Below are 12,883 nucleotides of genomic sequence, written 5' to 3'. Positions count from 1 at the left end.
CTAAAAAAATTATTTATTTAATCCGATGGTATTTCCTGTCCATTTACTCATACCGGGTATGACGTTCATTACCTTTTTAAACCCTTGTTCCGCTAATTTTTGAGCAGCAAAATCACTGCGGCTGCCAGTCCGGCAAATCACGTAAATTTCATCTTCACTATTTAACTCAGATAAACGCTCATCTAATTCATCTAAAGGAATCGAAATAGCCTGTGGAATATGGTTAAACGCGTATTCTGCCGATTCTCTTACATCAAGTAAAATAATGTTGTCATTGGCAGAACCAAGTATCTTTTCAAGATCTTCGTTATTTATGACATTTGGATGTTTTTTTTCAATTGTTTCATCCTTTGAAGATTTTCTCAGGTAATGCTTAAACACTCCACCTTCTTCAATAGTCCCCAAATATTGGTGGCCAGTGCTTTCAGCCCAAGCTTTCATATCCGCTTTTGAGCCTTTATCGGTTGCTAAAACTTCGATAACTTGCCCTGCTTCAAGGTTATTCATTGCTTTTTTCGTTTTCACGATGGGCATTGGACATGCCAAGCCCTTAGCATCTAATACGACATTTGCCTTCATGTGTGTCCTCCCGTTTTACCTGCAAGGGTATTTTTGAAAAAATTATTCTATTTTACCTTCCCAAGCAAGCATACCGCCTGCCATGTTAATGACGTTAAAACCGTAGCTTTTAAGAAATTGACAGGCACGTCCGCTTCTTCCGCCGGAACGGCATACCATGATATACTCTTTTGTTTTGTCTAACTCATGCATACGAAACTCAACCAGCCCTAATGGCATGTTGATAGCACCAGGAATTTTACCTGTTTTCACTTCATCAACTTCGCGAACATCAATAATGTTTAATTTTTTTCCTTCGTTTAATAAGTTTTCCACTTCTTTTGCATTCATTTCTCTCATTGTGCATCCTCCTATATAAACAGATTTACATTACCATCTTCTGCATCTGCCAAATACGCAGCCACTCCTGCATATTCGATGTGATCCATAAGTTCTTCTTCCTTAAGACCCAATAAATCCATTGTCATCGTACAGGCAACTAGTTTTACATCCTGTTCTTGTGCCATTTCAATTAATTGCGGCAGTTCCAGGGCGTTATGTTTCTTAATAACATCTTTGATCATTTTCTGACCGAAGCCGGCGAAGTTCATTTTAGAAAGACCCATTTTGTCAGCGCCTCTCGGCATCATCTTTCCAAACATTTTCTCCATAAAGCCTTTTTTCACTGGAATGTTTTCATCCTTGCGGAGAGCGTTCAGCCCCCAAAATGTGTGGAAAATGGTGACTTCATGATCATATGCAGCAGCACCATTTGCGATTATATAGGCTGCCATTGCTTTATCGTAATCGCCGCTGAACAAGACAATCGTTGTTTTTTTCTTTTCTGTCATTGTAAACCTCCTATTTTTTTACCCGCTAGGGTATCTTAATGGATAAAAAAATTTATCCTTTTTTAATCCAAAACTTTAACACGCCATTTTCTTCTTCAAAATTTAAAACTTCGTGTCCACCAGACTTAGCCCATGCTGTTAAGTCATTTTTTGCACCTTTATCTGTTGTAAGGATTTCCAACACTTGACCTGATTCCAACTCATTCATTGCTTTTTTTGTTTTTACAATCGGCATTGGACATGCAAGTCCTTTTGCGTCTAAAACCTTTGTAATATTCATAAAAGAATTCCTCCCTGTTGTCTATTTAATTACCCGTATGGGTATTGTAACTTTGAAAAATAAAAGAGGGTATTAACCCTTTTCAAATTCATAATTGCTTTCGAACAATATTGATTCTATACCCTAATAGGTATATTGTCAACGTATAAAATTTTATGACTTTATCAGCTTGTCATTTGTGGTGGTTTCTACTTCTTTTTTATATTCGTTCCGTACACAGCTGAATAGGTTTTCCATCCACCATCAACATTTTTCACTTTGAATCCATGGTTTTTCAATATCCGGCTTGCTAAATATCCCCTTAAGCCTACCTGACAGCTGACATAAATCGTTTGCTCCCTAGGAAGCTCTCCTAGCAGTTCCCTTAGGTCATTTAAACGAATATTGATCGAGCCTTCAATATAACCAAATTCACGTTCCATCGGTTCACGGACATCGATTAAAAGTCCTCCCTCTGAGACAATTTTGTTTACCTCATGCCATTGAATATGTTCCAATTCCCCATCCATAATATTCGTTGCCACATAACCCGCCATATTGACTGGATCTTTGGCTGAAGAGTATGGCGGTGCATAAGATAATTCCAGGTTCGTTAAATCTTCAACCGTTAAGCCGCCTTTAATTGCTGTAGCAATCACATCAATACGTTTATCAACACCGTCTGCACCTACCGCCTGTGCACCGTAGATTTTCCCAGTATCCTTATCAAAGATTAGTTTTAAGGCAATCGGGGCAGCACCAGGGTAGTACCCGGCTTGTGAACTAGGGTGGATGTGAACGCCTTCATACGGTACACCCAATCGTTTTAATGTTTTCTCGCTGTTGCCAGTTGCGGCAACTGTTAAATCGAATAACTTAGCGATAGATGTTCCAAGAGTCCCTTGATATTTTTCCGTTTTTCCCATGATGTTATTAGCGGCAATCCGCCCCTGGCGGTTAGCTGGTCCCGCAAGTGGAATCATCGTCTTGGTTCCATTAATATAGTCGACAACTTCTATGGCATCGCCGACAGCATAAATATCCTCATTGGAAGTTTGCAGGAATTCATTGACAATGATACCGCCTCTTTCTCCTAGCGCGAGTCCAGCGGCCTTGGCAAGTTCATTTTCCGGCCTAACACCGATCGACAAAATGGTCAAGTCGGTTTCGATTTTGTTACCATCAGAAAGAATGACGTTGCTCCCGTGGTTGGCAAAGGCTTGAACTCCATTTTCTAAAATTAGCTTTACCCCTTTGTCCCTTAAATGAGTGTGCAAAATAGAAGCCATTTCAAAATCGATAGGTGCCATAATTTGATTCGCCATTTCAATGATGGTGACTTCCAATCCTCTATCTACTAAATTCTCTGCCATCTCAATCCCAATAAATCCGCCGCCAATGATAACAGCTTTTTTAGGGTTTTGTGAGTCTATGTAGCTCTTGATTTTATCCGTATCCGGAATGTTTCGTAAGGTAAATAAGCTTTGATGATCGTTTATTCCTGGGATGGGAGGTACAATTGGCCTTGCTCCAGGTGATAAAAGCAATTTATCGTACGATTCTTCATAAACTACATCAGTTTGCAAATTTTTAATTGTAACGGTTTTGTCAGTAGGGTTTATTTTAATGACTTCACTTAGATTGCGGATATCAAGATTAAACCGTTCTGACATACCTCTTACCGTTTGTACTAATAATTTGCTTCGGTCTTTAATCGTTTCACCGATGTAATATGGCAGTCCGCAATTTGCAAATGAAATATGCTCCCCACGTTCTACAAGAATGATTTCCACATCTTCACTTATTCTTCTAAGTCTTGCTGCAGCAGTAGCACCGCCTGCAACTCCGCCAACGATCATTACTTTCTTCGTCATATTAATTACCTCCACAACATATTTCAGTATACCCGCAGGGGTTAAATACCTATATGGGTATTATATAATGCGAAGAATATATGTAAATAGTCAATTAAAGATAGTCACATAAATACCACAAAAGGACCTAACTAGAACGGAACTAATTATATGTATTTCCGATACATTTACTATACATCCTTTAGAATTTTTTGTATAATATGAATATTATTGTTTTAAACAAACGTTCAAAAAATATATATTATTTAAAATTTAATTGAGATTAGTGAGGTGTACATTTTGTTAGATATAAAAAAGGACTGCAGCTTGGTCATACCGATATCGATTCCGGAGAAGCTTGGAGGGTTAAAAACGGTCAATTTTTTTCTTGTTAAACAAGGAAAGTCGTTATCATTAATCGATGCTGGGTATAATTCGGATTCTCATTGGGAGGCACTAAACCTGGCATTGAATCAAAATGGCTTGGTTTTACAGGATGTAACCGAAATAATTTTAACACACCATCATATTGATCATGTTGGTTTGGTAGACAGAATTGTCGATACCCATCCCATTCCCGTTTATGCCTCTCCCCTATCCATTCCCCGCTTAAAAAGAGACAATGATTTTATGGAAATGAGGGCTGAATTTTTCGCAAAGCTTTATTATGAAATGGGATGCGGGGAAACTGGTGAGAAACAAATTGCTTATTTAAAGAAAGCCTTACTGCGTAATAAGGGTAAAGCAATGCGTGCAGAAATTACAGCTATAAAAGATAATGCATTCCTTGGTTTCAGTATTTTAGAAGTGCCTGGACATTCCCCTGATCAGTTGGCATTTTTAAATGAACAAAGAAAGCAGTTATTTGCCGGCGATTTATTAATTGAACACATTTCAAGTAATGCCATTGTTGAGCCTGATGAAAACGGGAACAGATTGCCAACCATTAGGCAGCAGATTGATTCCTTAAACAAATGTGCTGCCATCCATATTGATTCTGTTTTCCCTGGGCATGGAGCGGTCATTCATAATCCCAAAGCACTTATTCATAAGCGATTAGAGCGGATTGAAGAAAAATCTGAGCTCATCTTGAGATATATCCAATCCGGTCATTCTACAGCCAATGAAATTGCGCAGGTATTATATAAAAATACCTATAATGAACAATTTTCTTTAGTTATGTCGGAAATTATTGGCCATCTGGATTATTTGGAAGAGAAGAAGAAAATAACTATGAAGAAACTGCAGGGTATTTGTCACTACAGCGTTAAGCAATAGCCTTATCTGAGGTAAAAAGTACACTCAGTTAAAATACTAGTTTAGCATCTAAAAGGATGATATTATTGATATATCGTCTTTTTAGGAGTGAAAAAATGAGTGTACATAAGGATTTAATCAAGCATGCAGAAAATCAAAATAAATCTTATCAAGAGTTTTTGGCTCTAGATCAGCAGCGTGAAATGTATATTGAAGAAGCAGTTGAATTATGCAAGCAGGGTAACCCCTTTTCTACGGATAAAATTAATGAAGTGACAAATAGAATGAATAAGATAAATTTACGGATTATATCGATCAGAAAAAATGTTACAGCTGAAATGGTACAGGAGTATGTGAATAAATTACGTTAACCACAAAAAGACACTTTCCAATCAATGGAAAGTGTCTTTTTTCTTCTAATGAAAAATAGCCGCTATGATTTGGTCATATGACATACCGCTATCAACGGTATATGTACCTGGTCGTAATTTGTTTTGCAGACCTCTCGCCTCGATATCTTTTGAGAATTGGAAAGCATCAGGAACAAGATTAGCTGATACTAGCATTCTCCCGACATCAATGCTTGTCATGCCGTCTGCAACATTAATGACTGCTTGTGATACATTTTGCTGCTGTGCATCCGCTGGAGGGGCAGCTTCTTGTTGAGCCGTACCATTTTTCGCGGCATCCAGATTTTTGTTATACTCATCTTTTGTTTGCACAATATAGCCTGCGTCGGTAAGCTTCTTTTTCATTTCATCCTTTGATACAGAAGCCTGATTTGATGCTAGCTGTCCTGTTGCCTTTGAAACATGGCTGTCGCTTGAAAAATAAGCAATGGTGCAGATACCTGTCGCCAATAGAAGACCCGCTGAAAAACTGCTGATTAGGTTAACCTTCATTGGCAACCAATCTCCCTTCAGCTTGTGATGATTGATAAACAGCGATAATTTGCTTGACTTCATTTTCGGAAACCTGTTTTTGTTGAGCAATGCTATCAATGGAGTATTGGCGTCTGTATAAGTCTAGTACTTCACGCTTTAATATTTTTTCCTCCATGGAAAGCTGAACTCCCGTCTCTTTCGTGACAATTTCCAAATCAAGTTCCATGTTGCGAAGTGATTCTTGCATCCCATTTATTTCTTTCATCACAGATATATGAACAAGGTCAATTTCATTATGGTTTTTCTTAGCAGTTTGACGTTCTTTCAGGATTGAGAATATCAGCAGCAAAATGGATACAACAAACAAAATGGTTAATGTCCATTCCATTAAGACAGTCTCCTTTCACATTCTATTAGTATCACAAGTTCTTATTATACATCCCAAACCTATATTTTTCGACTCTTATTTTTCAAACACAACAAAAGTCGCATAGATTTGACAAAAAGCGCCATGCAAAGAGAGGCATTTACATAATAAAAAGGAAAATAGTTCATTATAAACATGAATAGATATAAATCGTGAAAGGAGTTTTTTAGGTGCAAACCAATCAAGTCCCGATTCCCGAACCGCCTCAGGCGATCACAACCAAGGATCTTATGTATTTAAAAGATGCCATGTCTTGGGAGCTTCTAGCATTTAAGAAATTACATTTTCTAGCGGAGCATGCAACTAATCAGGATGTTAAGCAAGCTCTCGACCAAGCAGGGCAAATGCATCAAAAGCACTATCAAAAATTGCTCTCTCATCTGCAAGTAAATAATAATACTGTATTATCAAGCCTGCAAAATGCGCAGCAGCAGCAACAGCAAATGCATTAGAATGGAGGTATTTAAAAGTGCAAAACCAGCAAATGCCACAGAATCAACAAAGGCAGCAAGGTCAGCAAATGCAGCAGTCTCAGAATTCTAACCAGATTGCCAATCCACAAGCAGGACAATTGCCAAAAGTAAAAGGTCCGGAAATGAACGATCGTGATTTTTTAAATGATGCTCTAAGCACCTGCAAATATATCACAGACAGTTTAAACATTGCCGTACGTGAAGCAAGCCATCAGCAGCTCCATGCCGATTTATTGCAAATGTTAAATGAAACTCACCAGAGCAGCCGGGAGTTTTTCCAACTGATGTTTCAAAATGGATGGTATAAACTTGAGGCCGAGGACCAGCAGAAGGTCAATCAAGCACATCAGCAATTTAGCAATTACTCAAGCCAGTTTCCTTACCCGCTTCAATAGAATAGTCATCGGCATAAATAAACGGGCAGCGTGATCACTGCCCGTTTCATGTGCTTATTTAAAGTTCAAACTCCCATTCCTCACGTAAATGTAAGTAAAGTAACAGGAGCAAGTTTTCAAGCTCTATATCACTGTGACCAGTAGCTACAACACCGATTTTTGGAAGCATAATCTCAGCAATTTGCCCGGTTAATTGTTTCCGCTCTGCAACGGGCAGCTGGACAAAGCGACCCGCATATGTACGGATCAACTTCCACTCCTTCATTCCTAACGATCTTAGCGCCCATTCATCAATGATTAAATCCTCTTTGGAAAGACCCCTATTTAGAATTTCTTTCTCAATTCCTGAAGGCTTTTTCTTAGCTTTAGTACCCCGTTCATGAACCACAACTGTCCCAGCAACCAGGTCACCTAGTCGCTTATGCTTGGTATGAAAAAACACCATCAGCATTCCAAGAAAATACCCCGCTGGCAGAGAATCGACAATTCGCATTAGATTGCGAATAAAGCTTGAAAGCAAGGTAATGCTGTGTCCATTTTCTTGAATAACCCTGATGCCCATCCATTTCTTGCCTAGGGTTCTGCCGCCATAGAAAAATTCAAAGGCAAAAAAGTATCCCCAATTTATAATGAATATCACAATAATCGCAATGGCAAAAGGGACAGTATTCTCTTCTAAAAAAAAGGGAAAAGACGACATGCCTTTCATGATGAAAATAACTAAAATAATGCACAAAATATTAAACATCATTAAGAGTAATTGATCTATGATAAATGCCGCAGCTCTGCTGCCTAATCCGGCAAGGCTAAACTGAAGTGAGACGTATTCCGGTGTTTTAATATCCATTTGTTCATGATTCAACAGGGTTCTCCCCTTTCTAGATGATAAAGTTTCCTATTTTTCTACAAAATTACTATAATAAGGAATAGAAGAAAAGATTAACGGCAAAAGATGGTGAAAAAATGAATGTTAAACAATTTATTAAGCAGTATCGCGAAGAATGGAAACAGCTTGAACAGTTAATAGCCACACTAAGCAAGGGTAGGAAGACGATAACTGGAGACAAGATTATACTCTTCTCACGCCTATATCAGAAAGCGGCGCAGAATCTTTCTTATAGCCAAACGTATTATCCTAATGACGAAGTAACGCAATATTTGAATGGACTTGTTTCAAAATCGCATAATCTTTTATATAAAGACCAGGTATCAAGCGTTAAACAAATTCGTCATTTTTTTGCCGCCAAGTTTATCGGCTTATTATTAGAACAATGGAAATTCGTTGTGGCCGCGATGATTTTGTTTGCAATCGGCGCGATTGGAAGCTTTCTTTCTGTCTTTAATGACCCACTCCATATTTATTCCATTCTTCCTCCAGAAATTGCCCGAGGCGTTGACCCGGAACAACTCGGAAGCAGGGATGGTGCGGTCGATTCCTCACTCATGTCGGCTAGTATCATGACGAATAATATAAAAGTGGCCATACTAGCTTTCGCTGGTGGTATAACCTTTGGAATATTAACTGTTTATTTGCTTATCTACAACGGCATTATCATTGGAGCACTTGCAGCTCTTTTCTGGCATCACGGCAAAGCCTATGATTTTTGGGCATATATTGTTCCCCATGGCATGATTGAGCTTACAGCCATTTTTATTGCCGGTGGAGCTGGGCTATTAATGGGCTATAAGCTCTTTGTACCAGGTCCTTTTTCAAGAGGGTACCAATTGAAGGAACACGGAAAACGCTCTGTCCAGCTCCTTATTGGAACTATACCTTTATTCATCATCGCCGGAATCATTGAAGGTTTTATCACACCGGCAGCCATCTCGCTTGAAGCTAAATATATGGTAGCTATCTTGACTGTTTTGGGTTTAGTTCTTTATATTGTGTTCGGAAAACTGAAACTCAATCATGCTATAAAAGGTTCTGATTCATAATCTCCATATAATGGGACACAGCGGTAACCGCTAATTTTTCCTCACGGGCCTCTATCATTGGCAGGCCCTGCCTTTCCCATTTGTTTTTCTCCCTTTTCTTGTAAAGCATTTGCTGCTGGGCAATGCTCTTCAACATTGTCGCTTGAACATCAATCGGCTCCGCTTTTGTTCTGTTCAAAAGAGTTCGGTCCTCAACCCCAATCATGAAAAATAAATGCCGCTTTCGAAGCCGTTTAAGGTAAGCAAGAGCATTTTCTTCATGTAGAAAGGTCTGTATATCACTAAATAATAAAAGCAGGCTTCGTTTCTTTTGCATCATTTCCAAATATTGTAGAACGGCTGCATAGTTTGATTCTACAGCATCAACTTTTAAATGGTAAATGGACTGGAGAATGGTTTGCAGATGAGCCATTCCCTTGGCCGGTGGAACAAAAGTCTTAATTTCATTTGAAAAAGCTAGAACGGACACATAATCCCCTTTTTGAAGAGCAGCAGCGGCAACAGTTACGGCAGCTTCCAGGGCTCTTTCTATGCGGTTGCCTTTTTTCAGTTCTGCCCCCATCATACGGCCGCAATCAAGCAAAATCGTAATATACTTACCATGCTCAGGTTCATATTCGTTTGTCATTACTTCCTGAAGCTTAGCGGTTTGCCGCCAGTTAATTTTCCGCGGATCATCCCCAACCACAAAGCTCCTGATTTTCGAAAATTCCCCAACCCCGCTTTGCTGCTTGCGAATTTCCAAACCTTCATACAATAAAAAATGCTGGCCATTTTCTAGATACTGCTTTGTTTCCGTTAAATCGGGAATTACACGAACAGTATCAGGTAACTCTACTGTTATTTGCTTTTCCCACAATCCTATTACACTTTGATAACGGATATACAGCTTATTGATTTCGTATTTCCCTCTCTCAGAAGGAACAGTATTATATGTAATAACATTGGCAGAATCCGCCAGAACCCTTCCGGATACCGGAAACGGCTTTGAAAAGGTTTGCGGCAGACCATCAATGAATCGGTAGTTTAGTGAATATGGAGAATTATTGCGAATCTCAATCGTAATCAGATAGATAAGTCCCCGTTCCATTTCCTCCGTTATTGTCCGTTTGAAGAAAAGCTGTGTTTTTTTCGCTGAGAACAATAAATCAGCCAGACTAATGAAAAAGACAACAATATTAACCATAAAGACAAACCACCATGATAGATCCCTTAATATCCCCAGTGATAAAAAAATAGTCAGCACAAGGTAAGTCAGAATCAGCCGCTTCGTCGGGAGTATACCTCTATCTTGGAACAGGAACCGAGCCCACAAGCTCTTCGATGATTTGGTCAACGGTTGCTCCCTCCAATTCTACATGAGGAGATAACTGAATCCGATGACGTAAAGCAGGTTTTGCAACCATCTTAATATCATCCGGAGTCACATAATTTCGGTCTGACAAGCAGGCCCAAGCCTGTGCTGCTTTACCAATCGAAATCCCCGCCCTTGTACTGGCACCGAAGCGAATCATGTCCGTATCCCGCGTTTTCCTAACGATTTTCATAATGTAATCAAGTACATTATCACTTATTGTGATCCCTTCAATTTCTCTTCTTATGGCCACAAACGTGTCTAAATCCAATATTTGAGAAACAAGAGTCTTGTCAAAGTTGTTCTCAATAACTTGTTTCAACACATTTTTTTCTTCTTCGAAGGATGGAAAATCAACATGAAGTTTAAATAAAAATCGGTCCTGCTGGGCTTCGGGCAGCGGATAGGTTCCCTCAAATTCGATCGGGTTTTGTGTTGCCACCACAAAAAATACGTCTGGCAGCAAGTAGGTTTCCCCTTGGATGGTCACCTGCGTTTCCTCCATCGCCTCAAGCAGGGCTGCTTGTGTTTTGGCTGGTGTCCGGTTAATTTCATCGGCCAATAATATATTGGTGAAAATAGGCCCTTTCAACGTTTGAAAGGAGCTTTCTTTCATATTGTAAATCATGCTGCCGGTTATATCACTTGGCAGCAGATCCGGTGTAAACTGTATACGGTTAAAATCCCCGCCAAGCAGTCCTGCAAGCGTACGGACCATTTGAGTTTTCCCGGTGCCAGGCACCCCTTCGAGCAAGACATGGCCGCCTGTTAATATCGCGGATAATAACAATCGTAAATTGACACTTTGTCCTAAAATTCGCTTTTCGTACTGTTCCAATAGGGATGTTAGTTCTGTCCTCACCCTTCTTCCACCTCTTTCTGTAACTGGTCTAACTTTTTAGACCAAAGCAAATATTCCTGTTTAGTGATTTTGTTTTTATCGAGAATCATTGCCAATTCCTGAAGAAATAAGCGAATCTCATTAGTTTGTATTCCTGTCCATTTGCGTTCTAAATACCCCAAAATATCCTGCCATTCTTTGTGATAGGGAACATGCCACCGCTCTTGAAGCAGCTGCTTCAGATAATCGGCTTGAATCAACAATGAATCCTGATATCGTCTTCCCCGAAGATACCAGGCTGATATCGCGCGAATTCCTTCATCACTAAAACGGACCATCTCTTCCCGTGGAACCACAATGGGGCCAAACCGTTTGCCCTTATTCCAAAGCCAAATGAAAGCAATCAATATTCCCTGAAGCATCAACAGTAAAAACCACTTTGGAAAAGCAGACAAAAATGTTGAAGTTGTTTGCTCGCCATGAACATACTCATCAAAGAAAACTGTCTTCGAGTGGTTTTCATTAACCAGTGAAACTAGGAGTGGTAAATGGTCGTTTTTTAAAATCTTGCCATTCGTTATCCACTCTGGGGTAATTGCAACAATTAATTGACCTTTACCAACAGCTCGTTTCAATGCAACGGGTCCGTATTTATCGTGTAATAACGTGTCTTCTCCGTTATGGGGCTGCAGCCGAACGAGTGATAGGACTTCTGCCTTTTGGGCTTTGCCTTCCTTCCCATAGATTTTCCAGGTTTCTGAAGGCGGTAGATCTTCCTCTATTCTTTTTGTCTTTAAATCAAACAGACTATCTGGATCTCGTGCTAGTAAAAGAACTGAATTACCTGCTTTCATAAAATCGTTGTATGCGGCGATTTCTTCTTTTTCAGTAAAATTCCTGGGCTCTACCATGATTAATAACTGCTGTTCTTTATTCTTTGGCAATAAAGAAGGCGAATGGTTCCAGCTTTTTGCACTCATTTCCTTTTTCAAATATGTATAAAAGCCCTTTGTCCCGGTTGGGGAAGGAGATTCCGTTACGTAATTCGGATATACTTTCGGATTTGGAGTAAAGGTGAAATAGTTAAAAAGCACAAAAACAGTCACTAATATAAATAACCAAAGCCAACCTTTTCTAGCCTTGTGCAACGTTTCCCCCTCCCTCCTTGTTCACTTCCGACAAAAGACTCAAAACAACAGATTGAAACTGCCGGTATTCCTCTTGAAAGGCCTCCCTTTCGCCATAAGTCACTTCATCAAAAAAATGCGCGAGATGGAAAAATTGGCCGGCCCGATGTTTATTCTCTTTTCTAAGCTCCTCATAGTACTCCCAATTGGTCTTCCATTTTCTTGCCTCAAGCCATCCTTTATCGTGAAAGAAAAGAAGCAGGGCCAAAAACAGGTGTCGTGTTGCACCTGAATAATCGGCTGCAGTTTCCAGCTTTTCTGCTTCTTTTAAATGCTCATGATAGGTCCAATTTATATCCTTTAAAGATTGAAGCGGTTTTTTGTTTCGGAGAATCCGTTCTCTTTTATAATGACGAATCAGAAAAAATACAGCTAAAGCCAATAAAACAATGACCACAATAATGACGGCGATTAAAATAGAGCTTGCGGCGTTATCGGCAGATTCAATTGATGGAAACAAACCCGCTAACTTGTCGGCAATCCACTGCTTAGCCTTATCCCACCATTCAGCAAAAAGTCCTTTAGAAGCTTTGTCATAAACCCGATATTCCTTTTCGATCAGTATTTTCTCTAGCTTTTCCCGTGCTTTTTCAGTAGTTAGCATCT

Annotated in this window: 17 protein-coding genes; 5 read left to right on the top strand and 12 right to left on the bottom strand. The window is 39.5% G+C overall.

The window, feature by feature from the left end:
• Positions 1-9: 9 nt before the first annotated feature.
• From KHA99_RS01405 to KHA99_RS01385, 5 genes are all read right to left on the bottom strand, one after another.
• Positions 10-579, bottom strand: a complete 570-nt coding sequence (locus KHA99_RS01405; RefSeq protein ID WP_213115648.1) for a sulfurtransferase TusA family protein — start codon at positions 577-579, stop codon at positions 10-12.
• Between the two features lie 42 nt (positions 580-621).
• Positions 622-918: a rhodanese-like domain-containing protein gene (locus KHA99_RS01400; protein ID WP_213115647.1), complete on the bottom strand. Its 297-nt coding sequence runs from the start codon at positions 916-918 to the stop codon at positions 622-624.
• A gap of 11 nt (positions 919-929) precedes the next feature.
• Positions 930-1,409 carry a DsrE/DsrF/DrsH-like family protein gene (locus KHA99_RS01395; RefSeq protein WP_213115646.1) on the bottom strand — a complete coding sequence of 160 codons (480 nt, stop codon included), beginning with the start codon at positions 1,407-1,409 and terminating at the stop codon, positions 930-932.
• Between the two features lie 52 nt (positions 1,410-1,461).
• Positions 1,462-1,689 (bottom strand): sulfurtransferase TusA family protein, encoded by a 228-nt coding sequence (locus KHA99_RS01390; RefSeq protein WP_213115645.1) that lies wholly within the window; start codon positions 1,687-1,689, stop codon positions 1,462-1,464.
• 188 nt (positions 1,690-1,877) lie between these two features.
• On the bottom strand, positions 1,878-3,542 hold the full coding sequence (locus KHA99_RS01385; RefSeq protein WP_213115644.1) for a CoA-disulfide reductase: 1,665 nt from the start codon (positions 3,540-3,542) through the stop codon (positions 1,878-1,880).
• Positions 3,543-3,812: 270 nt separating this feature from the next.
• On the opposite strand from KHA99_RS01385, the gene KHA99_RS01380 reads away from it, so the two are divergent.
• Together KHA99_RS01380 and KHA99_RS01375 are read left to right on the top strand one after the other, a co-directional pair.
• The gene (locus tag KHA99_RS01380; protein WP_307851963.1) at positions 3,813-4,799 is read left to right on the top strand and encodes an MBL fold metallo-hydrolase; all 987 of its coding nucleotides are present in this window, start codon (positions 3,813-3,815) and stop codon (positions 4,797-4,799) included.
• A 95-nt stretch (positions 4,800-4,894) separates the two neighbouring features.
• Positions 4,895-5,149, top strand: a complete 255-nt coding sequence (locus KHA99_RS01375; protein WP_213115643.1) for a DUF2533 family protein — start codon at positions 4,895-4,897, stop codon at positions 5,147-5,149.
• 45 nt (positions 5,150-5,194) lie between these two features.
• On the opposite strand, the gene KHA99_RS01370 is transcribed toward KHA99_RS01375, so the two are convergent.
• Both KHA99_RS01370 and KHA99_RS01365 read right to left on the bottom strand, forming a co-directional pair.
• Positions 5,195-5,680, bottom strand: coding sequence for an MltG/YceG/YrrL family protein (locus tag KHA99_RS01370; protein ID WP_213115642.1), 486 nt, complete (start codon positions 5,678-5,680; stop codon positions 5,195-5,197).
• Positions 5,670-6,050, bottom strand: a complete 381-nt coding sequence (locus KHA99_RS01365) for a hypothetical protein (RefSeq protein ID WP_213115641.1) — start codon at positions 6,048-6,050, stop codon at positions 5,670-5,672. The genes KHA99_RS01370 and KHA99_RS01365 overlap by 11 nt, the downstream gene beginning before the upstream one ends.
• Positions 6,051-6,319: 269 nt before the next feature.
• On the opposite strand from KHA99_RS01365, the gene KHA99_RS01360 reads away from it, so the two are divergent.
• Positions 6,320-6,541, top strand: a complete 222-nt coding sequence (locus tag KHA99_RS01360; protein ID WP_249366467.1) for a ferritin family protein — start codon at positions 6,320-6,322, stop codon at positions 6,539-6,541.
• A 68-nt stretch (positions 6,542-6,609) separates the two neighbouring features.
• Positions 6,610-6,957, top strand: a complete 348-nt coding sequence (locus KHA99_RS01355; RefSeq protein WP_213116855.1) for a spore coat protein — start codon at positions 6,610-6,612, stop codon at positions 6,955-6,957.
• A 58-nt stretch (positions 6,958-7,015) separates the two neighbouring features.
• On the opposite strand, the gene KHA99_RS01350 is transcribed toward KHA99_RS01355, so the two are convergent.
• Positions 7,016-7,819 carry an RDD family protein gene (locus tag KHA99_RS01350; protein ID WP_213115639.1) on the bottom strand — a complete coding sequence of 268 codons (804 nt, stop codon included), beginning with the start codon at positions 7,817-7,819 and terminating at the stop codon, positions 7,016-7,018.
• 101 nt (positions 7,820-7,920) lie between these two features.
• Here KHA99_RS01350 and KHA99_RS01345 point away from each other — a divergent pair, with 101 nt between their 5' ends.
• Entirely contained in the window at positions 7,921-8,895 is a 975-nt protein-coding gene (locus KHA99_RS01345; protein ID WP_213115638.1) for a stage II sporulation protein M, read from the top strand.
• Here the strand turns inward: KHA99_RS01345 and KHA99_RS01340 are convergent.
• Genes KHA99_RS01340 through KHA99_RS01325 form a run of 4 tightly spaced genes read right to left on the bottom strand, consistent with a single transcriptional unit; the run spans position 8,873 to position 12,881 of the window.
• Positions 8,873-10,231, bottom strand: a complete 1,359-nt coding sequence (locus tag KHA99_RS01340) for a DUF58 domain-containing protein (protein ID WP_213115637.1) — start codon at positions 10,229-10,231, stop codon at positions 8,873-8,875. The genes KHA99_RS01345 and KHA99_RS01340 overlap by 23 nt on opposite strands.
• Positions 10,182-11,111 (bottom strand): AAA family ATPase, encoded by a 930-nt coding sequence (locus tag KHA99_RS01335; RefSeq protein ID WP_213115636.1) that lies wholly within the window; start codon positions 11,109-11,111, stop codon positions 10,182-10,184. The genes KHA99_RS01340 and KHA99_RS01335 overlap by 50 nt, the downstream gene beginning before the upstream one ends.
• A complete protein-coding gene (locus KHA99_RS01330; RefSeq protein WP_213115635.1) occupies positions 11,108-12,238 on the bottom strand; it encodes a DUF4350 domain-containing protein in 1,131 nt (376 codons plus the stop codon). The genes KHA99_RS01335 and KHA99_RS01330 overlap by 4 nt, the downstream gene beginning before the upstream one ends.
• Positions 12,225-12,881 carry a DUF4129 domain-containing protein gene (locus KHA99_RS01325; protein WP_213115634.1) on the bottom strand — a complete coding sequence of 219 codons (657 nt, stop codon included), beginning with the start codon at positions 12,879-12,881 and terminating at the stop codon, positions 12,225-12,227. The genes KHA99_RS01330 and KHA99_RS01325 overlap by 14 nt, the downstream gene beginning before the upstream one ends.
• Positions 12,882-12,883 lie beyond the last annotated feature (2 nt).

The sequence above is a fragment of the Neobacillus rhizophilus genome, assembly GCF_018343535.1.
GTDB classification, from domain to species: Bacteria; Bacillota; Bacilli; order Bacillales; family Cytobacillaceae; genus Neobacillus; species Neobacillus rhizophilus.
This window is presented reverse-complemented; position numbering and strand designations above follow the sequence as displayed.

Bases quoted from the DNA above. Each gene is read 5' to 3' on its own strand.
- KHA99_RS01405 (WP_213115648.1), bottom strand. From the start codon at position 579: ATGAAGGCAAATGTCGTATTAGATGCTAAGGGCTTGGCATGTCCAATG.
- KHA99_RS01400 (WP_213115647.1), bottom strand. From the start codon at position 918: ATGAGAGAAATGAATGCAAAAGAAGTGGAAAACTTATTAAACGAAGGA.
- KHA99_RS01395 (WP_213115646.1), bottom strand. From the start codon at position 1,409: ATGACAGAAAAGAAAAAAACAACGATTGTCTTGTTCAGCGGCGATTAC.
- KHA99_RS01390 (WP_213115645.1), bottom strand. From the start codon at position 1,689: ATGAATATTACAAAGGTTTTAGACGCAAAAGGACTTGCATGTCCAATG.
- KHA99_RS01385 (WP_213115644.1), bottom strand. From the start codon at position 3,542: ATGACGAAGAAAGTAATGATCGTTGGCGGAGTTGCAGGCGGTGCTACT.
- KHA99_RS01375 (WP_213115643.1), top strand. From the start codon at position 4,895: ATGAGTGTACATAAGGATTTAATCAAGCATGCAGAAAATCAAAATAAA.
- KHA99_RS01370 (WP_213115642.1), bottom strand. From the start codon at position 5,680: ATGAAGGTTAACCTAATCAGCAGTTTTTCAGCGGGTCTTCTATTGGCG.
- KHA99_RS01365 (WP_213115641.1), bottom strand. From the start codon at position 6,050: ATGGAATGGACATTAACCATTTTGTTTGTTGTATCCATTTTGCTGCTG.
- KHA99_RS01360 (WP_249366467.1), top strand. From the start codon at position 6,320: ATGTATTTAAAAGATGCCATGTCTTGGGAGCTTCTAGCATTTAAGAAA.
- KHA99_RS01355 (WP_213116855.1), top strand. From the start codon at position 6,610: ATGCAGCAGTCTCAGAATTCTAACCAGATTGCCAATCCACAAGCAGGA.
- KHA99_RS01345 (WP_213115638.1), top strand. From the start codon at position 7,921: ATGAATGTTAAACAATTTATTAAGCAGTATCGCGAAGAATGGAAACAG.
- KHA99_RS01325 (WP_213115634.1), bottom strand. From the start codon at position 12,881: ATGCTAACTACTGAAAAAGCACGGGAAAAGCTAGAGAAAATACTGATC.